Source organism: Streptomyces sp. NPDC019224, from assembly GCF_040632605.1.
In the GTDB taxonomy this organism is placed as follows: Bacteria; Actinomycetota; Actinomycetes; order Streptomycetales; family Streptomycetaceae; genus Streptomyces.
Map to the genome: position 1 here is coordinate 80,304 of NZ_JBEYCF010000023.1, position 26,678 is coordinate 106,981.

At 71.9% G+C, this 26,678-nt stretch carries 18 protein-coding genes and 1 tRNA gene; 9 read left to right on the forward strand and 10 right to left on the reverse strand.

The genetic code is table 11. The features are described from left to right. Positions 1–60: 60 nt before the first annotated feature. Positions 61–747: a TetR/AcrR family transcriptional regulator gene (locus tag ABZ564_RS17165; RefSeq protein WP_360856474.1), complete on the reverse strand. Its 687-nt coding sequence runs from the start codon at positions 745–747 to the stop codon at positions 61–63. Continuing rightward, complete coding sequence (locus ABZ564_RS17170; protein WP_360856477.1) at positions 744–1,730, reverse strand: fatty acid desaturase; 987 nt, start codon at positions 1,728–1,730, stop codon at positions 744–746. The genes ABZ564_RS17165 and ABZ564_RS17170 overlap by 4 nt, the downstream gene beginning before the upstream one ends. Before the next feature lie 336 nt (positions 1,731–2,066). Between ABZ564_RS17170 and ppc the strand changes: the two genes are divergently transcribed. Continuing rightward, positions 2,067–4,796 carry a phosphoenolpyruvate carboxylase gene (gene ppc, locus ABZ564_RS17175; protein WP_360856480.1) on the forward strand — a complete coding sequence of 910 codons (2,730 nt, stop codon included), beginning with the start codon at positions 2,067–2,069 and terminating at the stop codon, positions 4,794–4,796. A 235-nt stretch (positions 4,797–5,031) separates the two neighbouring features. On the opposite strand, the gene pth is transcribed toward ppc, so the two are convergent. The 5 genes from pth to ABZ564_RS17200 all read right to left on the reverse strand — a co-directional run bounded on the left by pth (position 5,032) and on the right by ABZ564_RS17200 (position 9,245). Continuing rightward, positions 5,032–5,625, reverse strand: coding sequence for an aminoacyl-tRNA hydrolase (gene pth / locus ABZ564_RS17180; protein WP_018524799.1), 594 nt, complete (start codon positions 5,623–5,625; stop codon positions 5,032–5,034). Positions 5,626–5,739: 114 nt separating this feature from the next. Next, on the reverse strand, positions 5,740–6,327 hold the full coding sequence (locus ABZ564_RS17185; RefSeq protein WP_360856483.1) for a 50S ribosomal protein L25/general stress protein Ctc: 588 nt from the start codon (positions 6,325–6,327) through the stop codon (positions 5,740–5,742). Positions 6,328–6,520: 193 nt separating this feature from the next. After that, complete coding sequence (locus tag ABZ564_RS17190; protein WP_018104112.1) at positions 6,521–7,495, reverse strand: ribose-phosphate diphosphokinase; 975 nt, start codon at positions 7,493–7,495, stop codon at positions 6,521–6,523. A 120-nt stretch (positions 7,496–7,615) separates the two neighbouring features. After that, positions 7,616–9,064: a bifunctional UDP-N-acetylglucosamine diphosphorylase/glucosamine-1-phosphate N-acetyltransferase GlmU gene (gene glmU / locus ABZ564_RS17195; RefSeq protein WP_360856486.1), complete on the reverse strand. Its 1,449-nt coding sequence runs from the start codon at positions 9,062–9,064 to the stop codon at positions 7,616–7,618. A 109-nt stretch (positions 9,065–9,173) separates the two neighbouring features. Further along, positions 9,174–9,245: transfer RNA gene (locus tag ABZ564_RS17200), tRNA-Gln, on the reverse strand. 207 nt (positions 9,246–9,452) lie between these two features. Between ABZ564_RS17200 and ABZ564_RS17205 the strand changes: the two genes are divergently transcribed. Then, positions 9,453–10,784: a histidine kinase gene (locus ABZ564_RS17205; RefSeq protein WP_360856489.1), complete on the forward strand. Its 1,332-nt coding sequence runs from the start codon at positions 9,453–9,455 to the stop codon at positions 10,782–10,784. A gap of 109 nt (positions 10,785–10,893) precedes the next feature. Here the strand turns inward: ABZ564_RS17205 and ABZ564_RS17210 are convergent, their stop codons facing one another. Both ABZ564_RS17210 and ABZ564_RS17215 read right to left on the reverse strand, forming a co-directional pair. Beyond that, positions 10,894–11,418 (reverse strand): SUKH-3 domain-containing protein, encoded by a 525-nt coding sequence (locus tag ABZ564_RS17210; protein WP_360856492.1) that lies wholly within the window; start codon positions 11,416–11,418, stop codon positions 10,894–10,896. Positions 11,419–11,426: 8 nt separating this feature from the next. Continuing rightward, positions 11,427–11,960, reverse strand: a complete 534-nt coding sequence (locus ABZ564_RS17215) for a YwqJ-related putative deaminase (protein ID WP_360856495.1) — start codon at positions 11,958–11,960, stop codon at positions 11,427–11,429. 303 nt (positions 11,961–12,263) lie between these two features. On the opposite strand from ABZ564_RS17215, the gene ABZ564_RS17220 reads away from it, so the two are divergent. From ABZ564_RS17220 to ABZ564_RS17230, 3 genes are all read left to right on the forward strand, one after another. Continuing rightward, a complete protein-coding gene (locus tag ABZ564_RS17220; protein WP_360856498.1) occupies positions 12,264–13,241 on the forward strand; it encodes an SMI1/KNR4 family protein in 978 nt (325 codons plus the stop codon). Positions 13,242–13,246: 5 nt separating this feature from the next. Then, positions 13,247–15,757, forward strand: a complete 2,511-nt coding sequence (locus ABZ564_RS17225) for an SUKH-4 family immunity protein (protein WP_360856501.1) — start codon at positions 13,247–13,249, stop codon at positions 15,755–15,757. A 195-nt stretch (positions 15,758–15,952) separates the two neighbouring features. Next, positions 15,953–16,852 carry a cellulose-binding protein gene (locus ABZ564_RS17230; protein ID WP_360856504.1) on the forward strand — a complete coding sequence of 300 codons (900 nt, stop codon included), beginning with the start codon at positions 15,953–15,955 and terminating at the stop codon, positions 16,850–16,852. A 50-nt stretch (positions 16,853–16,902) separates the two neighbouring features. Here the strand turns inward: ABZ564_RS17230 and ABZ564_RS17235 are convergent, their stop codons facing one another. Further along, a complete protein-coding gene (locus tag ABZ564_RS17235) occupies positions 16,903–17,358 on the reverse strand; it encodes a MarR family transcriptional regulator (RefSeq protein ID WP_360856506.1) in 456 nt (151 codons plus the stop codon). Between the two features lie 164 nt (positions 17,359–17,522). On the opposite strand from ABZ564_RS17235, the gene ABZ564_RS17240 reads away from it, so the two are divergent. The 4 genes from ABZ564_RS17240 to mfd all read left to right on the forward strand — a co-directional run bounded on the left by ABZ564_RS17240 (position 17,523) and on the right by mfd (position 26,527). Then, positions 17,523–18,980: an MFS transporter gene (locus tag ABZ564_RS17240; RefSeq protein WP_360856509.1), complete on the forward strand. Its 1,458-nt coding sequence runs from the start codon at positions 17,523–17,525 to the stop codon at positions 18,978–18,980. Between the two features lie 403 nt (positions 18,981–19,383). After that, entirely contained in the window at positions 19,384–20,172 is a 789-nt protein-coding gene (locus tag ABZ564_RS17245) for an ABC transporter ATP-binding protein (RefSeq protein ID WP_360856512.1), read from the forward strand. After that, a complete protein-coding gene (locus ABZ564_RS17250) occupies positions 20,169–22,748 on the forward strand; it encodes an FtsX-like permease family protein (protein ID WP_360856515.1) in 2,580 nt (859 codons plus the stop codon). The genes ABZ564_RS17245 and ABZ564_RS17250 overlap by 4 nt, the downstream gene beginning before the upstream one ends. Positions 22,749–22,996: 248 nt before the next feature. After that, complete coding sequence (mfd, locus tag ABZ564_RS17255; RefSeq protein WP_360856518.1) at positions 22,997–26,527, forward strand: transcription-repair coupling factor; 3,531 nt, start codon at positions 22,997–22,999, stop codon at positions 26,525–26,527. Positions 26,528–26,678: the final 151 nt, after the last annotated feature.

Consider the following 26,678-nt stretch of genomic DNA (forward strand, 5'->3'; position numbering starts at 1 on the left):
CTGAAGTGGTTTACCGATGAATCATCGAGCGGACCGGCCGTGCCACGGACGCGCGCACCGTCAGCTCCTGCGGTGGCCGATCAGCCGCGGCTTCGACTCCAGGTTCTCCAGACCGTGCCAGGCCAGGTTCACCAGATGGGCCGCGACCTCCGCCTTCTTCGGCTTGCGCGCGTTCACCCACCACTGGCCCGTCAGCGCCACCATGCCCACCAGCGCCTGCGCGTACAGCGGGGCCAGCTTCGGGTCGAAGCCCCGGGCCTTGAACTCCAGCCCCAGGATGTCCTCCACCTGGGTGGCGATGTCGCTGATCAGGGAGGCGAAGGTGCCCGTCGACTGGGCGACCGGCGAGTCCCGGACCAGGATGCGGAACCCGTCGGTGTACGTCTCGATGTAGTCCAGCAGCGCGAACGCCGCCTGCTCGAGCAGCTCCCGCGGATGCCCTGCGGTCAGGGCGCCGGTGACCATGTCCAGGAGCTTGCGCATCTCCCGGTCCACCACGACCGCGTACAGCCCCTCCTTGCCGCCGAAGTGCTCGTAGACGACCGGCTTCGAGACCCCCGCACGGGCCGCGATCTCCTCGACCGACGTGCCCTCGAAGCCCTTGTCGGCGAACAGGGTGCGACCGATGTCCAGCAACTGCTCGCGGCGTTCCTTCCCCGTCATCCGCACCCGGCGGACCCGCCGGGTGGAGGGTGCACGGGTGTTCTCGCTGCCTGCGCTGGAGTCGGTCGCCACGTCGTCCATCATGCCGCGTCGGCCGCCGCGCGGTTGCGCCGGGACTCGATACGGGCGGAGTCGGGCCAGCGCACGTCGTACGCCCAGCCGGCCTGCTCGAACCAGCGGATGAGACGGGCGCTCGAATCGATCTGACCGCGCATCACGCCGTGCCGCGCGCTCGTCGGGTCCGCGTGGTGCAGGTTGTGCCAGGACTCGCCGCACGACAGGACCGCCAGCCACCACACGTTGCCGGACTTGTCGCGGGACTTGAAGGGGCGCTTGCCGACCGCGTGGCAGATCGAGTTGATCGACCACGTCACGTGGTGCAGCAGGGCCACCCGTACCAGCGAGCCCCAGAAGAACGCCGTCGCCGCACCCCACCAGGACATCGTCACCAGCCCGCCGACCAGCGGGGGGATCGCCAGCGAGACGATCGTGAGGGTCATGAAGTGACGCGAGATCCGGCGGATCGCCGGGTCCTTGATCAGGTCCGGGGCGTACTTCTGCTGCGGTGTCTGCTCTTCGTCGAACATCCATGCGATATGCGCCCACCACAGGCCCTTCAGCAGCGCCGGCAGCGTCTCGCCGAACCGCCACGGCGAGTGCGGATCGCCCTCCGCGTCCGAGAACCGGTGGTGCTTGCGGTGATCGGCCACCCAGCGCACCAGAGGACCCTCGACAGCCAGCGAACCGGCCACCGCCAGGGCGATGCGCAGCGGCCGCTTCGCCTTGAACGAACCATGCGTGAAGTACCGGTGGAAGCCGATCGTGATGCCGTGGCAGCCGATGTAGTACATCGCCACCAGCAGACCCAGATCGAGCCAGCTCACACCGCGGCCCCAGGCCAGCGGCACCGCCGCGACCAGCGCCACGAACGGCACGACGATGAACAGCAGGAGCGCGATCTGCTCGATCGACCGCTTGTTGTCCCCGCCGAGCGTGGCGGAGGAGGGAGGAACCTGATCACCGGCCGCCGGAGCGGCGGCCTCGATCACATCGGGGGTGGTCTTCATGAGGAGTCCCCTGAGGGTGAGAACGAGACGGACAACCGTGGTTACGCACCCGTAACCTACGGCTTCGTAAGTATGGCAGCGCGGAGGCCCGCCCACGAGAGGACGAAACACCGCGCACAGACGCACGAATACCGGGTAGACACACACCGCGTACCCCGGAAGGACCCCCACCAACAAAAGGGGGCCTTCCGGGGCGCGAACAGCGCCGAAAGCACGGACACCTATCCTGGAGAGGTCGGACAGCGCGGTCCGCACCCTGCTTTCCGGGGTGGCGTCGGCATCCGCCGACCGCGGTCCCCGGGTCCCGTGCACCACCACTGCAAGGAGCCGCACACTGTGAGCAGTGCCGACCAGACCCCCGCCGCCAGCCCCGAGCTGCGCGCCGACATCCGCCGCCTCGGCGACCTGCTGGGCGAGACCCTGGTACGCCAGGAAGGGCAGGAACTCCTCGACCTCGTCGAGCGCGTCCGCGCCCTGACCCGCACCGACGGCGAGGCCGCCGCCGAACTCCTCGGCGACACCGGCCTGGAGACCGCGGCCAAGCTCGTCCGCGCCTTCTCCACCTACTTCCACCTCGCCAACGTCACCGAACAGGTGCACCGCGCCCACGAGATGCGCGACCGCCGCGCGGCCGAGGGCGGCCTCCTCGCCCGCACCGCCGACCGCCTCAAGGACGCCGACCCCGAACACCTGCGCGCCACCGTCAACAACCTCAACGTGCGCCCCGTCTTCACCGCGCACCCCACCGAGGCCGCCCGGCGCTCCGTCCTCAACAAGCTCCGCCGCATCGCCGCCCTCCTGGAAACCCCGGTCATCGAGGCCGACCGCCGCCGCCAGGACCTCCGGCTCGCCGAGAACATCGACCTCATCTGGCAGACCGACGAGCTCCGCGTCGTACGCCCCGAGCCCACCGACGAGGCCCGGAACGCGATCTACTACCTCGACGAGCTCCACGCCAACGCCGTCGGCGACGTCCTGGAGGACCTCGCCGCCGAACTGGAACGCGTCGGCGTCGAACTCCCCGCCGGCACCCGCCCCCTCACCTTCGGCACCTGGATCGGCGGCGACCGCGACGGCAACCCCAACGTGACCCCCCAGGTCACCTGGGACGTCCTCATCCTCCAGCACGAACACGGCATCACCGACGCCCTCGAACTCGTCGACCAGCTGCGCGGACTGCTCTCCAACTCCATCCGCTACACCGGCGCCACCGACGAGCTCCTCGCCTCCCTCCAGGCCGACCTCGAACTCCTCCCCGAGATCAGCCCCCGCTACAAGCGGCTGAACGCCGAGGAGCCCTACCGCCTCAAGGCCACCTGCATCCGCCAGAAGCTCGTCAACACCCGCGAGCGCCTCGCCACCGGCCGCCCCCACCGCCCCGGCTGCGACTACCTCGGCACCGCCGAACTCGTCGCCGACCTCGCCCTCATCCAGGACTCCCTGCGCCGGCACAAGGGCGGCATCGTCGCCGACGGCCGCATGGACCGCACCATCCGCACCCTCTCCGCATTCGGCCTCCAGCTCGCCACCATGGACGTCCGCGAACACGCCGACGCCCACCACCACGCCCTCGGCCAGCTCTTCGACCGGCTCGGCGAGGAATCCTGGCGCTACGCCGACATGCCCCGCGACTACCGGCAGAAGCTCCTCGCCAAGGAACTCCGCTCCCGCCGCCCCCTCGCCCCCACCCCCGCCCCCCTCGACGCGGCCGGCGAGAAGACCCTCGGCGTCTTCCACACCATCAAGGAAGCCTTCGAACGCTTCGGCCCCGAAGTCATCGAGTCCTACATCATCTCGATGTGCCAGGGCGCCGACGACGTCTTCGCCGCCACCGTCCTCGCCCGCGAAGCCGGCCTCCTCGACCTCCACGCCGGCTGGGCCAGGATCGGCATCGTCCCCCTCCTCGAGACCACCGACGAACTGCGCGCCGCCGACGTCATCCTCGACGAGATGCTCGCCGACCCCTCCTACCGCCGCCTCGTCTCCCTGCGCGGCGACGTCCAGGAGGTCATGCTCGGCTACTCCGACTCCTCCAAGTTCGGCGGCATCACCACCTCCCAGTGGGAGATCCACCGCGCCCAGCGCCGCCTGCGCGACGTCGCCCACCGCTACGGCGTACGCCTGCGCCTCTTCCACGGCCGCGGCGGCACCGTCGGCCGCGGCGGCGGCCCCTCGCACGACGCGATCCTCGCCCAGCCCTGGGGCACCCTGGAAGGCGAGATCAAGGTCACCGAGCAGGGCGAGGTCATCTCCGACAAGTACCTCATCCCGGCCCTCGCCCGCGAGAACCTCGAACTGACCGTCGCCGCCACCCTGCAGGCATCCGCCCTGCACACCGCCCCCCGCCAGTCCGACGAGGCCCTCGCCCGCTGGGACGCGGCCATGGACACCGTCTCCGACGCCGCCCACGCCGCCTACCGCAAGCTCGTCGAGGACCCGGACCTGCCCGCCTACTTCCTCGCCTCCACCCCGGTGGACCAGCTCGCCGACCTGCACCTGGGCTCACGGCCCTCCCGCCGCCCCGGCTCCGGCGTCTCCCTCGACGGCCTGCGGGCCATCCCGTGGGTGTTCGGCTGGACCCAGTCCCGGCAGATCGTGCCCGGCTGGTTCGGCGTCGGCTCCGGTCTCAAGGCCCTGCGCGAAGCCGGCCTCGACACCGTCCTGGACGAGATGCACGAACAGTGGCACTTCTTCCGCAACTTCATCTCCAACGTCGAGATGACCCTCGCCAAGACCGACCTGCGCATCGCCCGGCACTACGTCGACAGCCTCGTCCCCGACGAGCTGAAGCACGTCTTCGACGTCATCGAGGCCGAGCACGCCCTGACCGTCCAGGAAGTCCTCAAGGTCACCGGCTCCACCGAACTGCTCGGCACCAGCCCGGTGCTCCAGCAGACCTTCGCCATCCGTGACGCCTACCTGGACCCGATCTCCTACCTCCAGGTGTCGCTGCTGGCCCGCCAGCGCCAGGCGGCCGCACGCGGCGAGGAACCCGACCCGCTGCTCGCCCGCGCCCTCCTGCTCACCGTCAACGGTGTCGCCGCGGGCCTGCGCAACACCGGCTGACCCGGCACCGGACGCCGACGGGGCGCGGGGGACTCCCCTCGCGCCCCGTCGCGCGTCCGCCCGCCTCACCGGACGGCGAACACCGGCAGCCCCAGCACGAAGAGGCCGGCACCGCACCCCGGCCGCACGACAGGCACGGCGGGAAGGACTCCGCCCCCCGGCCCGGACCCTCGGCCGGAACCCCGCAGCCCGGTCGGGCCGAACCCGCACCGCTACCCGTCGTACGCGGCCCGGCTCACGTGTTGTACGCCGACTGCGCCCGCTCCAGGCCCTCCGCCAGCAGACACTCCACCGCGTCCGCCGCCCGGTCCACCTCGTAGGCCAGCTCCTTGCGCTCGGCGGACGAGAAGTCCTTCAGCACGAAGTCCGCCACCTGCATCCGCCCCGGCGGCCGGCCGATCCCGAACCGCACCCGGTGATAATCCGGCCCCATCGCCTTCGTCATCGACTTCAGCCCGTTGTGCCCGTTGTCACCGCCGCCCAGCTTCAGCCGCAGCGTCCCGTAGTCGATGTCCAACTCGTCATGGACCGCCACCACATGACCGAGCGGCACCTTGTAGAAGTCCCGCAGCGCCGCCACCGGACCCCCCGACAGATTCATGTACGACATCGGCTTCGCCACCACCACCCGCCGGCTCAGCGGCCCGGGCGGACCGATCCGCCCCTCCAGCACCTGCGCCTGCGCCTTCGGGGCACGCTTGAACTTCCCGCCGATCCGCTCGGCGAGCAGGTCGGCGACCATGAAACCGACGTTGTGCCGGTTCGCCGCGTACTCGGGGCCGGGATTGCCCAGGCCCACGATCAGCCAGGGGTCGGTGGCGTCGGACATCGCGCGAAGTCTCCTCGTTCGTACACGTACAGGGGCGTGGACAGGAAAACGGGGCGGCGGCTCCCCTCGTGGAGGGAGACCACCGCCCCGTCAGTCAAGCAGGCGGGACGAGGCTCAGGCCTCGGCGCCCTCGCCCTCGGCGGCGTCGGCGGCCGGCTCCTCGGCCTGCGCGGCGACGACCTGGAGCACGATGGCGTCCTCGTCACCGGCGAGCACCGAGCCCTTGGGCAGCGGGATGTCCTTGGCGTGGATCGACGCACCGGCGTCCAGGCCCTGCACGGAAACCGTGACGGACTCGGGGATGTGGGTGGCCTCGGCCTCGACGAGGAGGGTGTTCTGCACGTACTCGAGCAGGTTGCCACCCGGCGCCAGGTCGCCCTCGACGTGCACCGCGATCTCGACGTTGACCTTCTCGCCGCGCTTCACGGTCAGCAGGTCGACGTGCTCGATGTCGCCCTTGAGCGGGTTGCGCTGGACGGCCTTCGGGATGACCAGGGCGTCCTTGCCGTCGAGCTCCAGGCCGATCAGGACGTTGGCGGTGCGGAGCGCGAGCTGCAGCTCGTGGGCCGGAAGCGTGATGTGGACGGACTCCGCACCGTGGCCGTAGACGACCGCGGGGACCTGCTGGGCGCGACGCGCGCGACGGGCGGCGCCCTTGCCGAACTCGGTACGGACCTGGGCGGCGAGCTTGATCTCGGCCATGGCGGCACTCCTCGTGAGGTGACGGAACAACGGATGGTCACCCGGCCCACGACAGGCCTGCTACGAAGAGCGCGCCGATAACGGATCGCCGTACATGAGTACGGCCTCCCTCGCCGAGCAACTCACTGAGTCTACCCGGCGGGGAGGCCGCACCCCAAAGTGGATCAACGGCGACGCGTGCGCGCCGCTCTTCCTACTGCTCCTCGAACAGGCTCGTGACCGAGCCGTCCTCGAAGACCTCGCGCACGGCGCGGGCGATCGTCGGGGCGATCGACAGCACCTTGATCTTGTCGAGCTCCAGCTCACCCGGCGTCGGCAGGGTGTCCGTGAACACGAACTCACTGACCTTCGAGTTCTTCAGGCGGTCCGCTGCGGGACCCGACAGGACGCCGTGCGTCGCCGTCACTATGACGTCCTCCGCGCCGTGCGCGAACAGGGCGTCCGCGGCGGCGCAGATCGTGCCGCCCGTGTCGATCATGTCGTCGACCAGGACACAGACCCGGCCCTTCACGTTGCCGACGACCTCGTGCACGGTCACCTGGTTGGCGACGTCCTTGTCCCGGCGCTTGTGCACGATCGCCAGCGGGGCGTCCAGCCGGTCGCACCAGCGGTCGGCGACCCGCACCCGGCCCGCGTCCGGCGAGACGATCGTCAGCTTGGAACGGTCCACCTTGGCGCCCACGTAGTCCGCCAGGATCGGCAGCGCGAACAGGTGGTCCACCGGGCCGTCGAAGAAGCCCTGGATCTGGTCGGTGTGCAGATCGACGGTGAGGATGCGGTCCGCACCCGCCGTCTTCATCAGGTCCGCGACCAGACGGGCCGAGATCGGCTCACGCCCGCGGTGCTTCTTGTCCTGGCGGGCGTAGCCGTAGAACGGCACGATCACCGTGATCGAACGGGCCGACGCGCGCTTCAGCGCGTCGAGCATGATCAGCTGCTCCATGATCCACTTGTTGATCGGAGCCGTGTGGCTCTGGATCAGGAAGCAGTCCGCCCCACGTGCCGACTCCTGGAAGCGGACGTAGATCTCACCGTTGGCGAAATCGAAGGCCTTCGTCGGCACGAGGCCCACACCCAGCTGGTGCGCGACCTCCTCGGCCAGCTCGGGGTGGGCGCGGCCGGAGAAGAGCATCAGTTTCTTCTCGCCGGTCGTCTTGATCCCGGTCACAGCACAGTCTCCTCAGACGTGTTCCTGGCGCTGCACGCAGATGTCCCGATGTGCAACGAGCCAGCCGAAATGGGGTGAGCATCTATCACGGTACGCGGTGCGCGACGCACCTGTTTCCGGTCAGCTTTCGCCGGACGACCCCTCCGCGGCCGCCTGAGCCGCCTGCGCGGCGGCGCTTCCGGGACGCTTGCGCGCCACCCAACCCTCGATATTCCTTTGCTGGCCCCGGGCCACGGCCAGCGAACCGGACGGTACGTCCTTCGTGATGACCGAGCCGGCGGCGGTGTAAACGCCGTCCCCGACCGTGACAGGCGCCACAAACATATTGTCCGACCCGGTGCGGCAGTGCGACCCGATCGTCGTGTGGTGCTTGGCCACACCGTCGTAGTTCACGAACACGCTCGCGGCGCCGATGTTGGTGTGGTCGCCGATGGTCGCGTCCCCCACGTACGACAGGTGCGGGACCTTCGTCCCCTCGCCGATCACGGCGTTCTTCATCTCCACGTACGTACCGGCCTTGGCCTTCGGGCCGAGCTTCGTCCCCGGCCGCAGATAGGCGTACGGACCCACCAGCGCGCCCGGGCCCACCTCGGCGCCCTCCGCCACCGTGTTGTCCACCCGCGCGCCCGCGTGCACGACGGTGTCCGTGAGCCGCGAGTTCGGACCGACCTCGGCGTCCTCCGCGAGGTGCGTGGCGCCCAGCAGCTGCGTCCCCGGGTGCACGATCGCGTCCCGCTGATACGTCACCGTCACGTCGATCAGTGTCGACGCCGGGTCCACCACGGTCACCCCGGCCGTCATCGCCCGCTCCAGCAGCTGCTGGTTCAGCAGCCGGCGGGCCTCCGCCAGCTGCACCCGGTTGTTGATGCCCAGGATCTCCCGGTGATCGCCCGCCACGGACGCGCCGACCCGGTGCCCCGCCTCGCGCAGGATCGACAGCACGTCGGTGAGGTACTCCTCGCCCTGGCTGTTGTCCGTCCGCACCTGGCCAAGCGCCTCGGCGAGGAGCTTCCCGTCGAACGCGAACACCCCGGAGTTGATCTCCCGGATCGCCCGCTGCTCGTCCGTGGCGTCCTTGTGCTCCACGATCTCGGTCACCGCACCGCTCGCCGCGTCACGCACGATCCGCCCGTAACCGGTGGAGTCGGGGACCTCGGCGCTGAGCACGGTGACCGCGTTGCCGTCGGCGGTGTGCGTCGCGGCGAGCGCCGCCAGCGTCCCGCCGGACAGCAGCGGGGTGTCCCCGCACACGACGACGACGGTGCCCTCGACGGCCCCGCCCAGCTCGTCGAGCGCGACCCGCACCGCGTTCCCGGTGCCCTTCTGCTCGGCCTGGTAGGCGGTGCGCACCTGCGCGTCGGCGGCGGTGAGGTGGGCGGTGACCTGCTCGTGCGCGTGGCCCACGACCACGACGAGGTGCTGGGGGTCCAGCTCGCGGGAGGCGGCGACGACGTGACCGACGAGCGAGCGCCCGGAGATCTCGTGCAGAACCTTGGGGGTCTTCGACTTCATGCGGGTGCCCTCACCCGCTGCGAGGACGACGACGGCTGCCGGGCGTACGGAGCTCACGGATAGGCCCTTCGGCTTCGGGTGGTGGACATCCGCAGGATACCGGGGGGCGTGGAGCCGGACATGGGCGCGGGCCCCGACCGGAGGGGTCGGGGCCCGCGCGAACACGCTCCCCCGCCAGGACTTGAACCCGGACAGATGGCACCAAAAGCCACAGTGCTGCCAATTACACCACGGGGGAATGATTCGGTTCAAACCGGACATTGCTCCGGTCTGCCCGATCGGCACCCAACACTATGCCGTACCAAGCCCCTTCGGCGCGACGACGGAGGTCGGCACTCTTGGACACGCAGACCACCAGGCACCCGCGACAGGCCTCCGGTCGAACGTACGACGTGCTGCGCAGGCCACCCGAAAATGGGATGCGGCCGCCCGTACGCTGGATGCCATGACCGCAACGGGGGAAGACCGGGAAGCGGCGGGTTTGACCACTCGTGGCTACTGGTGGTGGGAACGGCGACGGGGTGTCGCGCTGGATGTGGGGCTCGCGCTGGTCTCGGCGCTGGAATGCGGGCTGGAGGGGGTGGCCTTCGCGGGGGAGGCCGGGCTGCCGGTGCCCTTCGGGGTGGTGTTCGGGCTGCTCGCGGGGGCGGTGCTGCTGGTGCGGCGGCGGTGGCCGATCGTGGTGGTGCTGGTCTCGATCGCGACGACGCCCGCCGAGATGGGCTTCCTGATGGGCCTCGTCGGCCTGTACACGCTGGCCGCGTCCGAGGTGCCCCGGCGGATCACCGCGGTGCTGATGAGCATGTCCCTGGTGGGGACGTTCATCGTGACGTACGTACGGCTGCGGCAGGGCGTCGACGAGAACGCCGACTTCGGGCCCGGCGACTGGTACGTCCCCATGCTGTCCCTCTTCATGGCCGTGGGGCTGACCGCCCCGCCCGTGCTGTTCGGCCTCTACATAGGGGCCCGGCGCCGGCTGATGGAGAGCCTGCGGGAGCGGGCGGACTCGTTGGAGCGGGAGCTGTCGCTGCTCGCGGACCGGGCCGAGGAGCGTGCCGAGTGGGCGCGTACGGAGGAGCGGACCCGGATCGCCCGCGAGATGCACGACGTGGTCGCCCACCGGGTGAGCCTGATGGTGGTGCACGCGGCGGCCCTTCAGGCGGTGGCGCCCAAGGACCCGGCGAAGGCGGTGCGCAACGCGGCGCTGGTGGGTGACATGGGGCGCCAGGCGCTGACGGAGCTGCGCGAGATGCTGGGCGTCCTGCGGGCCGGCGAGCCGATGCGGGCCCCGGTGGACAGGGTGCCGCTGGCCTCCGTGGGCCGGGCGGCGCGGGCCGCGGCGGAGGACGGGCCGCGGCTGGACGAGGTGGAGGCGCTGATCGGCCAGTCGCGGGCCGCGGGCATGACGGTGGAGCTCTCGGTGGAGGGCTCCGCGCGCGCGTACGCGCCCGTGGTCGAGCAGACCGCGTACCGGGTGGTGCAGGAGGCCCTGACCAACGTGCACAAGCACGCGGCGGGGGCGAGGACGTGGGTGCGGCTGGCGCACCGGGGTGCCGAGGTCGCGATGCAGGTGGAGAACGGCCCGTCGGACGCGGCGACGGCGGACGCGGGGCTGCCCAGCGGCGGGAACGGTCTGGTCGGTATGCGGGAGCGGGTGCTCGGCCTGGGCGGGGTCTTCGTCTCGGGCCCGACGGACGCGGGCGGTTTCCGGGTGTCGGCGGTCCTGCCGGCCGGGGGCGCGCCCGGCGGAGGCATTTCAAGCCCGTCCGGCGTTTGAGGACGGAACCCTCGCGGTGGGGACCGCGCACCCGGCGTGGACCGGCAGCCCGGAGGTCCCGGGCCCGGTGACCGCGCGCCCGGCGTGCATCCGCGCGCCGGAGGCCCGCTCAGCCCGAGACCAGCCGCTCCGGCTGGAGCCCCGTCACCAGCGTCGCGAGCGCCGCGTCGATGTCCTGGCCCAGGTACCAGTCGCCGGTGTGGTCGATGCTGTAGATCCGGCCGGTCAGGTCGATCGCGAGGACGGCCTGCCCGTCCCCCTCCTCGCCCAGGGGCGCGACCTCGGTCGCCAGCGCGCGGCCGAGGTCGCCGAGGGTGCGGGCGTGGTGGAGTCCGCTGAGCGGGTCGATGCGGACGGCCGGGGGTGCGATCTGGCGGCCGGGGGCGGTGGCGGTGATGTGGAGGCCGCCGAATTCGGCCCATGCCTCGACGGCGGCCGGGAAGACGGCGTGCTGGTGGCCGGCGGGCGAGGCGTGGGAGCGCAGGGCGTCGGCCCATTCCTCGGCCTGGCGGATGTTCCAGCGGCCGGGCTGCCAGCCGGCGGCGCGCAGGGCGGCGTCGACGGCGACGGGGAAGCGGGTGGCGGACCGGTGGTCGGGGCCGGTCTGCCGGGGCAGGTCGGTGCGGTCGTGCATGGGCGCGGTCAGCTCTTCTCTGCGGTGGTGGCCGCGCCGTTCGCGGTGAGGTCGACGGGGCGTACGCCGAAGTGGGCGAGCATGACGGCGCAGGAGCGGCAGGGTGCCGCGTAGCTGCCGTGCAGGGGGTCGCCGTCCTCGCGGATGCGGCGGGTGGTGAGCCGGGCGTGTTTGAGGGCGCGGCGGGCCTCGCCGTTGGTGAGGGGCTTGCGCTGGGCGCGTTTGGAGCGGCCGGCCTCGGCGGCGGTGAGGTGGCGGGAGAGCAGTATGGCTTCGGGGCAGCGACCGGTGAACCGTTCGCGCTGCGCGGTGGGGAGGGCGTCGAGGAAGTCCTGGACGAGGTGGTGCAGGAGGGGTGGCTGGTCGCCCTTGCCGGCGGTGCAGGTGAGTGTTTCGCCGCGTACGGACAGGGCGGCCGCGACGGCGGGCAGGATGCCGTCGCGGCGCTGGCTGAGGCGGGGGGCGAGGGCTTGGTCGGTGCTGCTCCAGCTGAGTCGTGGATCCCCGGTCGTGACGGTGTGTGCAGAGTGTGCGGTGTGCATGGTGCTGTGTCCCTCCCGTGCCCGCAGCGGCCGCTGCCTGGTGTGCACGCCCCCGTGTATGCGGGTGACAGCCTGCCAAATGTGTCGGGTCGTGTGAAAGCTGGGTCGGTGAAACGTGTCTGCGTGTCGCGGGGGTGGCCGGTCCGTCGCTCGTCCGTCACCTGGTTGTGACGGGTGGTGACGGATGGGGTGCGGGGGTGGCGGGGCCGGTCCCCGTACGGGTGACACCGCTTAGGCTGTGCCTGGACCACCCCCTTGGGCAGGTCGGTCCTCATCAGCCAGACGCAGCAGGGGGCAACCGCCATGACGACAGGTCGGCTCGGGCAGCAAGCCGCGCCACCGAACGCGGCCTACGCCGGGCAGCTCGTGCACTTCCCGGACCCGGTCCGGGCGTCCCGTCATCCCGGAGGGGTGCGGATGGACGAGAGCGGCTGTCCGGATTTCTCGCCGTACGCGCGTGCCGCGGCGGAGATCGCGGAGCCTCCGCAGGGTTTCGGTGTGGATGAGCTGCGGCTCACGGATTATGTGTCGGCGAACGCGGCGATGGCCGCGGCCGGGCATGAGCTGTGGGACACGATCCCGTCGGTGGCGACGCCGCACGGCTGGACGTGGCACCACGTGCCGGGCGGCCGCCGGATGGAGCTGGTCCCGGTCGAGGTGAAGGCGCTGCTGCGGCACCACGGCGGTCTCGCGTCGACGGAGGTGGACCAGGACAAGCGGGGTACGCGTCCGTTGCAGGAGACGCGGCCCGCGCACTTCCGGCTGCCCAAGGGGGCGGTGGCGGTGAGCGAGCAGCAGATCCTGGGGGTCGAGGAGGACCTGGGGTACCGGCTGCCGGGTGCGTACCGTTCGTTTTTGAAGGCGGCCGGTGGTTCGGCCCCGGTGGGTACGGCGTTGGACGCGGAGCTGGGTCTTCTGCTCGACCAGCCGTTCTTCACGGTGCGCGAGGAGGCCGCCGTGAACGATCTGGTGTACGTCAACAAGTGTCTGCGCGACCATCTGACGAAGGACTACCTCGGTGTCGCGTTCGTCCAGGGCGGTCTGCTCGCGGTGAAGGTGCGGGGCGAGGGCCGGGGTTCGGTGTGGTTCTGTGCGTACGACGACGCCCGGGACCGGGACGGCTGGACGGTGCAGGAGCGGGTGGACCGGCTGCTGTTGCCGTGCGGTGAGGACTTCGACGCGTTCCTGCAGCGTCTCGCGGGCAATCCGCCGGAGCTGGAGACGGTGGCGAACCTGATGGTGGACGGTGGCTTCGCGCAGGCCGTCCCGGTGGAGGGGTGAGTGCGATGGTGACCTTCGCACAGGCGCAGGAGCGCGCGGACGAGTGGGTGAACGGTGACGTTCCGGCGTATCAGCAGCGCGAGGTGCGGGTACGCGAATTCGAACTCGGGTTCGTGGTGTGGGCCGAGGACCGTGCGGATGGTCCGGTTTCGGACGGTGGCCGGCAGCGGTTGGTGATCGCGCGGGACAGCGGTGAGGCGACCCTGTGGCCCGGGCTGCCGGTCGGTGAGGTGATCCGGCGGTACGAGGAGGAGTACGGCTCGCAGGGTGGGGAGCCGGCCGCCCCGGCGCCGCCCGAGCGGGTGGACCTGAATCAGACGTCGTTCCTGTTGAGTCCGCCGGAGTGGCTCCAGGAGGCGGCGGACAAGCTGGGCATTCCGGACCGGCGTGCGGACCGGGGGGACACCCCGCCGCCCGCGCCGGCGGCCCCGTCCTCCTTCCCGCCGCCCGCCCCGATCCCGTCGCCGTCGACGTCGACGCAGGGTGGTTCGGTGGCGTACGAGCCGACCGCTTCGGACGGCGTTCCGGCCTCCTCGCTCCAGCCGCCCGTGGGGGCGACGCCGTGGGCGGGGACCGATGTGAACGCGGACTCGGACGATGCGGAGGTGGCGCTGCCGGCGACGGTGTTCGCGCCGCCGCTGTCGGGTGCCGACGACGAGGAGGAGCTTCCTCCGGTGGTGCCGGCGGACGCGCCGACGGCGTTGATGTCGGGTGGCAGCCAGCTTCCGAAGACGGCGATCGCGCCGAGCCCGGGCGGACAGCGCCCGGCCGGGCCGGTGCCCGGTCCGCCGGTGCCGGGGAGTGCTGTGCCCGGTCCGCCGGTGCCGGGGACGAGCGTGCCCGGTCCGCCCGTGCCCGGCCGGCCCACGCCTCCGCCCGGCCCCCCGGCGCCCGCGCAGCACACCCCGCCGCCGGGTCCGCCCGGTGGTCCGGGGGCCAGGGACATCGCCGACGCCGCGACGAGCAAGGCGGCCATCACGCCGCGTGCCCAGCGCGGGGGCACGCCTCCGCCGCCGCCCGGTGCCCCCGGCACTCCGGGTGCCCGGCCGGGCGCTCCGGTGCCGCCGCCGTCGGGCCCGGGTGCGCCCGGTGCTCCGGCGGGCGGCTACGTGCCGACGCAGCTGGTCTCGCAGCTGGGCCCGCCCGGCGCCCCGCAGCAGCCCGGTCCGCCGGTGCCGCCGCCCGGTGGCGGGGTGCACCAGGCGGCCACGATGTTCGCCGACCCGAACGCGGCCGGCCCGCAGGCCCCGCAGCCGCCCGGGCCGCCGGGTGTTCCCGGTGCGCCGCAGCCGCCCGGCCCGCCCGGTGTTCCCGGTGCGCCGCAGCCGCCCGGTGTTCCCGGTGGGCAGCAGATGCCGCCCCCGCCGCCGGGTGCGACGCCTCGGCCCGGTCCGGGCGGGGTGCATCACGCGGCGACGATGCTCGCGGGCCCCGGTCAGGTCGGTCCGGGCGCGCCGCAGCCGCCGGGTCCGCCGATGGGTGCGCCCGCCGGGCACACCCCGCCGCCGGCGTACGGCTATCCGCAGGCGCCGCCCGCCGGGCTGCCGACCGTGGGTCCGGGCTATCAGGCCGTGCTGCGCTTCCGGGCGCCGGACGGCAGTGAGCAGCAGCTGATCCGCCGCTCGGCGCCGGGTACGCCGCACCCGGAGTGGCAGATGCTGCACGAGCTGCGGGCGATGAACGTGCCGCCGCAGCAGGTGATCGAGCTGCACACGGAGCTGGAGTCCTGTGAGCTGCCCGGTGGTTACTGTGCGCGGATGATCCGGGAGACCTGGCCGCAGGTGCGGATCACCTCGGTCGCCCCGTACGGCACCGACCATGCGAGCCGGCAGCAGGGCATGCAGCATCTGCTGACGCATCAGGGCGAGTTGCACCAGGTGGCGGACGGGCCGGCGCGTCCGGCGCCGGTGCGGGCCCCGCTGCCGCAGATGCAGCCCGCGCCGCCGGTGCCGCCGGAGGCGCTGGCCGAGGAGATGCTGCAGACGTTCGGTCCGCAGGGTGTGCTGCGTTTCGATCAGCGTGCGGTCTCCCGTCAGGGTGTGCCGGACATCGTGGCGCGGACGCTGGTGTGGGCGGGGCTGCCCGCCGACTTCGGGCCGTTCTTCTGGGCACAGCCGGGTCAGCCGGTGGTGCCGACGCTGGCGGAGCTGGCGGCTCAGCGGCAGGTGCAGCCGGCGTCGGACGCGGGGTCGTACCTGGTGATGGGTTCGGACTTCGGCCGGGCGATCTGTGTCCAGTACGGCACGGCGCACATCGTGGCCGTGCCGGTGGAGGCGGGGCCGGGCGGTGCGCCGGTGCCGCCGCAGTTCGTGAACACGGGGCTGCCGGAGTTCGTGCGCTGCATGGCGTTGCTGGGCCGGATGTGGCGGCTGCGCTACGGCCTGAACCCGGAGCAGGCGGGCCGGTGGACGGTGGACTTCCAGGCGCAGCTGGTGGCGCTGGACGCGGCGGCGCTGGCGTCGCCGGAGAGCTGGTGGTCGGTGCTGCTGGAACAGATGTGGGACGGGCTGATCTGACCGTTCCGTACGCGAGGCGTGATGCCCGGTCCCTTTCGGGGGCGGGGCATCACGCCTTTGCCGTATGTGATGCCGGTCGCTTCCGTCCGGAAAGCGCCGCATCGATTCAGACTTCTTGACCAATTGCCGCATCCTTGGCGTATTGCTCGATGGCCGGAGCGTCAGAGTCGGGAAGATCGGAAAGAGGCGTCAGGGATGAGTTCTGCACCGGTGTCCGCGTACGGGTTCGTCGGTGTCGGTGTGCGGGGCCGTGGGTACCGCCCGGAGCAGGTGGACCGTGCGGTGGCGGCGTTGTCCGCGGAGCGGGACGAGGCCGTGGCGCGGGTGGCCCGGCTGACGGAGCTGGCGGAGCGGCTGGCGGCGGAGTCGGCCCGGCTGGACGAGGCCGTGGCGCGGCTGGCACCGCAGGACTACGCGTCGCTGGGGGAGCGGGCGCAGCGGATCCTGGCGCTGGCGGACGAGGAGGCCGGGGCGCTCAGGGGTGCCGCGCAAGAAGAGGCGCGGGCGCTGTGGGACGAGGCGGACGCGGCGGCGCGGGCCCTGCGGGAGGCGGCGCGCACGGACGCGGAGGCGGTGCGGGCGGCGGCGGTGAGCGCGGCCGATGCGGTGGTGGCGGCGGCGGACGCGGCGGCGGGGGAGGCGCTGGAGGCGGCCCGTACCGAGGCCGCGCGGCTGCGTGAGGAGGCGGAGTCCGCGATGGCGGCGACCCGCAGCCGTACGGCGAGCGTGCTGGCGCATCAGGAGCAGGAGCACGCCGAGCGGTGGAAGGCGGCGGAGCGGGAGCTCGCGGAGGCCGAGGCCGCGTGGTCGGCGGAGCAGGCCGGGCTGCTGGAGCGCGCGGAGGCGGATCTGGCTGCCGCGCGGCGGGCCCGGGCGGAGGCGGAGGAGGCCGCGCGGCATGGCCGGGAGGATGCCGATGCGCGGGCGGCCGAGCTGCTCGCCCGGGCGCGGGTGCGCGAGGAGCGGGTGGTGCGTGAGACCGAGCGGATACTGCGGGAGCACGAGGAGCGTCGCGAGGAGATCCAGGCGCACATGGCTCACGTACGCAGTTCGCTCGCGGCGCTGACCGGGCGGGTGTCTTCGGCGCAGGACTGACCTCAGGTCCTCAGGTCCTCAGAGGCTCGGGGCCTCGGGGCCTCGGGGTCTCAGGGGCGGGGCCAGGGGCGCTTGGAGAGCTGTTCGATGCTGCTGTTGAAGCGTTTGAGGTAGCCGGCGAAGGCGGCGATGTCGTCGTCCGGCCAGTCGTGCATGACCTGGTCCAGGGAGCGCACGACGCGTTCGCGTTCCGCGTCGAGGAGCTTCGCGCCGTCGTCGGTGATGCGGAACTTGCGGGCCATGCCGCCGTCGGGGTCGGGGATGCGTTCGGCGAGTCCGGCGCGGGTCACGGCGGCGGTCTGGCGGTTGAGGGTGGAGGCGTCGAGGCCGAAGGCGTCGCTGAGTTCGCCGTTGGACATGGGGCCCTGGACGCGCAGCCGGCTCAGCAGGATGTAGGCGCTCCGGTCCAGGAGGGCGTACTTGTGGCGTCCGCCGCGGTGGTCGGCGAGGCTGTGGCGGCCGAGCAGCATCTGCTCGTACTCCACCTCTTCCGTGGGCCTGGGCATGGCTGCGGCCTCCTGCTTCTGCTGCTTCGGTGCCGGTTCGGGACGGCGGACCATTCTCGCACGGAATATGTATGGGACACATAATGTGTATGACGCATTGAACATGTACGATGCACGTCGCTGTCCCGGCAGGCGGGACCACGACCTCCAAGGAGTCCCACCTCATGGAAGCCCCCCAGCCGCCGGCGAGGACGGGCGGCGTCGTCGCCACCCTCGCCCTCGCCGGCACCGTGGCAGCGGTCATGCAGACGCTGGTCACGCCGCTCATCGCGGAACTGCCCAAGATCCTGGACACCACGTCCTCCAACGCGGCCTGGGTCATCACCGTGACCCTGCTGGTCTCCGCGGTGTGCGTGCCGGTCTCCGGCCGGCTGGGCGACCTGCTGGGCAAGCGCCGGATGCTGCTCGCCTGCTCGGTGCCGCTGATCGCCGGTTCGGTGGTCTGCGCCCTCGCGTCCTCCGTCGTCCCGATGATCATCGGGCGCGGGCTCCAGGGCATGGGCATGGGCATGGTGCCGCTCGGCATCGCCCTGCTGCGTGACGTGGTGCCCCCGGAGAAGATGAGCTCGTCCATCGCCCTGGTCAGCGCCTCCCTCGGCATCGGCGGCGCCCTCGGCCTGCCGATCGCGTCGGCGGTCGCCCAGTACGCCAGCTGGCGCGTGCTGTTCTGGGGTTCGGCCGTGCTGGCCGCCGCCGTCTGCGCGCTGATCTGGTTCCTGATCCCCGACGTCCCGGCCGGCGCCAAGGGGCAGCGCTTCGACGTGCCCGGCGCCCTCGGCCTGGCCGCCGGCCTGGTCTGCCTGCTCCTCGCCGTCTCCAAGGGCGCCGACTGGGGCTGGGCCTCCACGACGACCATCGGCCTGTTCGCCGCCGCCGTCGTGATCCTCCTCGCCTGGGGCTTCTGGGAACTGCGCACCACGGACCCGCTGGTGGACCTGCGCACCACGGCCCGCCCCCGGGTGCTCATCACCAACCTCGCGTCGCTCTTCGTCGGCTTCGGCATGTACGCCGGCATGCTGATCGCGCCGCAGCTGCTGCAGTTTCCCGAGGCCACCGGCTACGGGCTCGGCCAGTCGATGCTCCAGGCCGGCCTGTGGATGGCCCCCGGCGGCATCATGATGATGGTCGTCTCCCCGTACGGCGGGAAGCTCACCGACGCACGCGGCCCGAAGTTCACCCTGATCAGCGGCGTCCTGGTGATCGCCGCCGCCTACGGCCTCGGCATCCTGCTGATGGGCACCGCCTGGGGCCTGATGCTGTTCCTCATGGTCAGCAGCAGCGGCGTCGGCCTCGCCTACGGGGCGATGCCGGCCCTCATCATGAGCGCGGTCCCGGCCTCCGAGACGGCCGCGGCCAACGGCTTCAACACCCTCATGCGCGCCCTCGGCACCTCGATCGGCGCCGCCGTGATCGGCGCGATCCTCGCCCAGATGACCACCGAGGCGGGCGGCTTCACCTTCACCTCCGAGGCCGGTTTCCGCACGGGCCTGGTCTTCGGCTGCGGCGTCGCGCTGATCGCGGTCGCGATCTCCGCCTTCATCCCGGCGGTACGCGGTTCCGCCGCGCCTTCGGACAAGCCCGGCACCCCGGCGCCCCCGGAGGTGGCGGCCACCCAGGGCTGAGCCCGCCCGGCGGGCTCCTCGGCACCGCACCGTCCCGCCCCCGCGCCCCCGACCCGGCTTCCACCGCCGCCGGCCGGGGGCGTTCGCGTACCCGCCCAGCGGCGTGGCCCCCTGGGCGCGGTCCCTGATACGGGTCGCCATCCACGGGTCCAGCCCCCTAGGGGGAGCTCCTTACTTCGGGCCAGGGGCCGTTCCTCCCGCTGGAGGACGTACGGGGGCGGGCCCCTCCGTAGCGTGGTTGTCGTACCGCAGACGTACCGCCGAGGGGCGGACCGCAGGGGCCGGGGTGGGGAAAACCCCACCGGAAGACTGCGCTGGGCACCAGCGCGCCGGACCCCCTCCTGCCAGCAGACTTCACAGCAGACGGCGACAGACCATCGCCGACCGACATAGGAGAAGAACCGTGACAACGGCTGTAAGCATTCCCAGGCACGGGGGCACTGGAGGGCGTACGGCCGTGGCTGCGCGGGCGCGGCAGGTCGTCAAGGCGTACGGGACGGGCGAGACCCGGGTCGTCGCCCTCGACCACGTCGACGTGGACATCGCCCGCGGGCAGTTCACGGCGATCATGGGCCCGTCCGGCTCCGGCAAGTCGACGCTGATGCACTGCCTGGCCGGCCTGGACACCGTGACGTCCGGTCGGATCCACCTGGCCGAGACCGAGATCACCGGCCTCAAGGACAAGAAGCTCACCCAGCTCCGGCGCGACCGCATCGGGTTCATCTTCCAGGCGTTCAACCTCCTGCCGACGCTGAACGCGCTGGAGAACATCACGCTGCCGATGGACATCGCGGGCCGCAAGCCCGACGCCGCCTGGCTGGACCAGGTCGTGGAGACCGTCGGTCTGGCCGGCCGCCTCAAGCACCGGCCGACCCAGCTCTCCGGCGGCCAGCAGCAGCGCGTCGCGGTGGCGCGGGCCCTCGCCGCGAAGCCGGAGATCATCTTCGGTGACGAGCCGACCGGGAACCTGGACTCCCGGGCCGGCGCCGAGGTCCTGAGCTTCCTGCGCAAGTCCGTCGACGAACTGGGCCAGACCATCGTCATGGTCACCCACGACCCCGTCGCCGCCTCCTACGCGGACCGGGTGCTCTACCTCGCCGACGGCCGCATCGTCGACGAGATGCACAACCCCACCGCCGACCAGGTGCTGGACCGCATGAAGGACTTCGACGCGCGCGGGCGGACGTCATGACCGTGTGGAAGACCTCGATGCGCAACTTCTTCGCGCACAAGGGCCGCATGGCGCTCTCCGCCGTCGCCGTCCTGCTGTCGGTGGCGTTCGTCTGCGGGACGCTCGTCTTCACCGACACCATGAACACCACGTTCGACAAGCTCTTCGCCGCGACCTCCGCCGACGTCACCGTCAGCCCGAAGAAGGCCGAGGCCGACGACCTCCCCGAGAACGGCCGGCCGGAATCGCTGCCCGCCTCCCTCCTCGCGCGGGTCGAGAAGGCCGAGGGGGTGAAGACGGCCGAGGGCGGCGTCTCCAGCGCGGCCGTCACCGTCGTCGACAGCCACAACGAGAACATGGGCTCCGAGACCGGCGCCCCGACCATCGCCGGCAACTGGACGCAGAACGACCTGCGGTCCATGGAGATCACCTCCGGCCACGCCCCGCGCGGCCCGACCGAGATCATGGTCGACGCCGACACCGCCGAGAAGCACCACCTGGAGATCGGCGACGAGCTGCGCACCATCGCGGCCACCGGCGACATCAAGGCGAAGATCACCGGCATCGCCGCCTTCAAGGTGACCAACCCGGGCGCGGCCGTCGTCTACCTCGACACCGCCACCGCCCAGCGGGCTCTGCTCGGCGCCCCCGACGCCTTCTCGCACCTCTCCCTCACCGCCGAACCCGGTGTCAGCGACGCCCGGTTGAAGCAGAACGTGGTCCGGGCGCTCGACGGCTCCGCCGCGTACAAGGTCCAGACGCAGGCGGAGGCCGCCGACGCCAACAAGGACTCCATGGGGTCGTTCCTCGACGTCATGAAGTACGCGATGCTCGGCTTCGCCGGGATCGCCTTCCTCGTCGGCATCTTCCTCATCGTCAACACCTTCTCGATGCTGGTCGCCCAGCGCACCCGCGAGATCGGTCTGATGCGGGCCATCGGCTCCAGCCGCAAGCAGGTCAACCGCTCGGTGCTGCTGGAGGCGGTCCTCCTGGGCATCGTCGGATCGGTCCTCGGCGTCGGCGCCGGCATCGGGATCGCCGTCGGGCTGATGAAGGCCATGGGCGCCATCGGCATGGAGCTGTCCACCGAGGACCTCACCATCGCCTGGACGACCCCGGTCACCGGGCTCGCGCTCGGCATCGTCGTCACCGTCCTCGCCGCCTACATCCCGGCCCGCCGGGCCGGCAAGGTCTCCCCGATGGCCGCCCTGCGCGACGCCGGCACCCCGGCCGACGCCAAGTCCGGCTGGGTCAGGGCCGGCCTCGGTCTGGTCCTCACCGGCGCCGGAGCCGCCGCCCTGTGGTCGACCACACAGGCCGACCAGGCGAGCGACGGCTCCGCCTTCCTCGGCCTGGGCGTCCTCCTCACCCTCGTCGGCTTCATCGTGATCGGCCCGCTGCTCGCCGGAGTCGTCGTACGGGCGCTCAGTGCCGTCCTGCTGCGGTTCTTCGGCCCGGTCGGCCGGCTCGCCGAGCGCAACGCCCTGCGCAACCCGCGCCGCACCGGCGCCACCGGCGCGGCCCTGATGATCGGCCTGGCCCTGGTGGCCTGCCTGTCCGTGGTCGGCTCCTCCATGGTCGCCTCGGCCACCGACGAGCTCGACAAGTCCGTCGGCGCGGACTTCATCGTCCAGTCGGCCAACGGCCAGCCGATCGTGCCGCAGGCCGCCGAGGCCCTGGCCGCCGTCCCCGGCATCGACCACCTCACGCACTACAAGGCCCTCGGCGCGAAGCTGACCGCCCCGGACGGCACGACGACGGACGAGCGCGTCACGGCGGCCGACCCGACCTACGCCCAGGACGTGCGCCGCGAGGTCCTCTCCGGCGTCCTGGACAAGGCGTACGGCAAGGACGCCATGTCGGTCGGCGAGGGCTACGCCACCGCGCACCACGTCAAGGTCGGCGACACGGTCACCGTCGCGTTCGAGGGGGGCGGGAAGGCGGAGCTGAAGATCGCCGCGATCACCTCGGACGACACCGCCCTCGACCAGGGCGCGATGTACCTGAACACCTCGACCGCCCAGCGGTACGTCCCCGCCGACAGGATGCCCCAGAACATGATGGTGTTCGCCAAGGCGAAGGACGGCGAGGAGGACGCGGCGTACGCGGCGCTCAAGAGCGCGATCGCGAAGTACCCGCAGTACAAGGTGCAGAACCAGGCCGACTTCAAGGAGACCCTGAAGGACCAGATCGGCCAGCTCCTGAACGTCGTGTACGGCCTGCTCGCCCTGGCGATCATCGTCGCGGTCCTCGGTGTGGTGAACACCCTGGCCCTGTCGGTCGTCGAACGGACCCGCGAGATCGGCCTGATGCGCGCCATCGGCCTCTCCCGCCGCCAGCTGCGCCGCATGATCCGGCTGGAGTCCGTGGTCATCGCCCTCTTCGGCGCCCTGCTCGGCCTCGGCCTGGGCATGGGCTGGGGCACCTCGGCCCAGAAGCTGCTGGCCCTGGAGGGCCTGGGCGTCCTGGAGATCCCGTGGCCGACCATCATCGCGGTGTTCGTCGCCTCCGCCTTCGTCGGACTGTTCGCCGCCCTGGTCCCGGCGTTCCGGGCGGGCCGGATGAACGTCCTGAACGCGATCGCCACGGACGGGTGAGACGGGCGGCCGCAGACTGACGGATCCGGCCCCGGAGCGTTCCTCGGAACGCTCCGGGGCCGGTGCGTGTGCGGGGCGGGCGTGGCCTGCGGGACCCCTGTCGCGCAAGCGGCGGTCCTTCCCGGGTCGTACGCTGGAACCCCCGGCGCGTTCCACGTGTCGGGCCCTTCGCGTTGCCCCCGGGGCAGCGCGCCCTGGCGGCAGCCGGCCGTCAGAGGCCCCTCTCCTCACCCGGACGGAAGCCCTTCATGAGCCTGAACGGTCTGCTGGATGTCGTCGTACGTGATCCGGCGCTCGACGAAGCGGTGAAGGCCGCCGGTGACGGTCACCGGATGCACATCGACCTGGTGGGCCCGCCCGCCGCGCGCCCCTTCGCCGTCGCGGCGCTGGCCAGGGACGCCGGGCGGACGGTGCTCGCGGTCACCGCGACCGGCCGGGAGGCGGAGGACCTGGCGGCCGCGCTGCGCACCATGCTGCCGCCGGACACGGTCGCGGAGTTCCCGTCCTGGGAGACCCTGCCGCACGAGCGCCTGTCGCCCCGCTCCGACACCGTGGGCCGCCGGCTCGCCGTGCTGCGGCGCCTGGCGCACCCGCGCGCGGACGACCCGGAGACCGGGCCGGTCTCGGTCGTCGTCGCGCCGATCCGGTCCGTGCTCCAGCCGCAGGTCAAGGGGCTCGCCGACCTGGAGCCCGTCTCGCTGCGGACCGGGCAGAGCGCCGACCTCGGCGAGACCGTGGAGGCGCTGGCGGCAGCCGCGTACGCCCGGGTCGAACTGGTCGAGAAGCGCGGCGAGTTCGCGGTGCGCGGCGGCATCCTGGACGTGTTCCCGCCGACCGAGGAGCACCCGCTGCGGGTGGAGTTCTGGGGCGACGACGTCGAGGAGATCCGCTACTTCAAGATCGCCGACCAGCGGTCGCTCGAGGTCGCCGAGCACGGCCTGTGGGCGCCGCCCTGCCGTGAGCTGCTGCTGACCGACGAGGTCCGGGAGCGGGCCGCCGCGCTCGCCGAGGCCCACCCCGAGCTGGGCGAACTCCTCGACAAGATCGCCGAGGGCATCGCGGTGGAGGGCATGGAGTCCCTGGCCCCGGTCCTCGTCGACGACATGGAGCTGCTGCTCGACGTGCTGCCCAAGGGCGCGATGGCCGTCGTGTGCGACCCGGAGCGGGTGCGCACCAGGGCCGCGGACCTGGTCGCGACGAGCCAGGAGTTCCTGCAGGCGTCCTGGGCGGCGTCGGCGGGCGGCGGCGAGGCCCCGATCGACGTCGGCGCGGCCTCGCTGCGGGGCATCGCGGACGTCCGCGAGCGGGCCCGTGAGCTGGACATGATGTGGTGGTCGATCTCCCCGTTCGCCGCCGACGCCGAGCTGGACGCGGACACGCTGGCGCTCGGGATGCAGGCCCCGGAGGCGTACCGGGGGGACACCGCGCGGGCGTTCGCCGACACCAAGGGCAGGCTGGCCGACGGCTGGCGCACGGTGTACGTCACGGAGGGCCAGGGGCTCGCCTCCCGTACCGTCGAGATGCTGGGCGGCGAGGGGATCGCGGCCCGCCTCGACCCGGACCTGGGTGAGATCTCCCCGTCCGTGGTCCACGTCTCGTGCGGGGCCGTCGACCACGGCTTCGTGCACCCCGGCCTGAAGCTGGCCGTCCTCACCGAGACGGACCTCACCGGGCAGCGCACCGCCACGAAGGACCTGGGCCGGATGCCGGTCCGGCGGCGCAAGACCATCGACCCGCTGACGCTGGAGACCGGCGACTACATCGTCCACGAGCAGCACGGCGTGGGCCGCTACATCGAGATGGTGCAGCGCACGGTGCAGGGCGCGACGCGCGAGTACCTGCTCGTCGAGTACGCCCCCGCCAAGCGCGGCCAGCCCGGCGACCGGCTGTACATCCCGACCGACCAACTGGAGCAGGTCACCAAGTACGTCGGCGGCGAGGCCCCGACCCTGCACCGGCTCGGCGGCGCGGACTGGACGAAGACGAAGGCGCGGGCCAAGAAGGCCGTCAAGGAGATCGCCGCCGACCTGATCAAGCTGTACTCGGCCCGGATGGCGGCCCCCGGCCACACCTTCGGCCCGGACACGCCCTGGCAGCGCGAGCTGGAGGACGCTTTCCCGTACGCGGAGACGCCCGACCAGCTCACGACGATCGCCGAGGTCAAGGAGGACATGGAGAAGTCGGTCCCGATGGACCGGCTGATCTGCGGAGACGTCGGCTACGGCAAGACGGAGATCGCGGTCCGGGCGGCGTTCAAGGCGGTGCAGGACGGGAAGCAGGTCGCCGTCCTCGTCCCCACCACGCTGCTGGTCCAGCAGCACTACGGCACGTTCACCGAGCGCTATTCCCAGTTCCCCGTCAACGTACGCGCGCTGAGCCGCTTCCAGTCGGAGTCCGAGTCCAAGGCGACCCTCGCCGGGCTGAAGGACGGTTCCGTCGACCTGGTCATCGGCACCCACCGCCTCTTCTCCTCCGAGACGAAGTTCAAGGACCTGGGCCTGGTCATCGTCGACGAGGAGCAGCGGTTCGGCGTCGAGCACAAGGAGCAGCTGAAGAAGCTCCGCGCCAACGTGGACGTGCTGACCATGTCCGCGACGCCCATCCCCCGTACGCTCGAAATGGCGGTGACCGGCATCCGCGAGATGTCCACGATCACCACCCCGCCGGAGGAGCGCCATCCCGTCCTGACCTTCGTCGGCCCCTACGAGGAGAAGCAGATCGGCGCCGCGATCCGGCGTGAACTGCTGCGCGAGGGCCAGGTGTTCTACATCCACAACCGGGTCGAGTCGATCGACCGGGCGGCGGCGCGGCTGCGCGAGATCGTGCCCGAGGCGCGGATCGCCACGGCACACGGCCAGATGTCCGAACAGGCCCTGGAACAGGTCGTGGTGGACTTCTGGGAGAAGAAGTTCGACGTGCTGGTCTCCACGACGATCGTCGAGTCGGGCATCGACATCTCCAACGCGAACACGCTGATCGTGGAGCGCGGCGACAACTTCGGCCTCTCCCAGCTCCACCAGCTGCGCGGCCGCGTCGGCCGTGGCCGCGATCGGGGTTACGCGTACTTCCTCTACCCGCCGGAGAAGCCGCTCACCGAGACCGCCCACGAGCGCCTGGCGACGATCGCCCAGCACACCGAGATGGGCGCCGGCATGTACGTGGCCATGAAGGACCTGGAGATCCGTGGCGCGGGCAACCTGCTCGGCGGCGAGCAGTCCGGCCACATCGCGGGCGTCGGTTTCGACCTGTACGTGCGCATGGTGGGCGAGGCGGTCGCGGACTACCGGGCCTCCCTGGAGGGTGGCGTGGAGGAGGAGCCGCCGCTGGAGGTCAAGATCGAGCTCCCGGTCGACGCGCACGTCCCGCACGACTACGCCCCCGGCGAGCGGCTGCGCCTCCAGGCGTACCGGTCCATCGCCTCGGCGTCCTCGGAGGACGACATCAAGGCGGTCCGCGAGGAGCTGACCGACCGCTACGGCAAGCTCCCGGAGCCGGTCGAGAACCTGCTCCTGGTGGCCGGCCTGCGCATGCTGGCCCGCGCCTGCGGTGTCGGCGACATCGTGCTCCAGGGCCCGAACATCCGGTTCGCGCCGGTGGAGCTGCGCGAGTCGCAGGAGCTGCGCCTGAAGCGGCTGTACCCGAAGACGGTCATCAAGCCGGCCGTGCACCAGATCCTGGTGCCGCGCCCGACGACGGGGAAGATCGGCGGCAAGCCGGTGGTGGGACGCGAACTACTGGCGTGGACGGGGGAGTTCCTGACGACGATCCTGGGGTCGTGACGGCCCGGACACGGGAACGGGAGCGGGTGCGGTACGCCGACGGCGTCTCCACATCGCGTCCCAGCTCCATCCGGGCGGGTGAGATGTCCTCGCCGGGTGCGCGGACGGCCATGGCGCGGGCCTCCCCGTCGACGAGTTCGCGCAGTGGGTC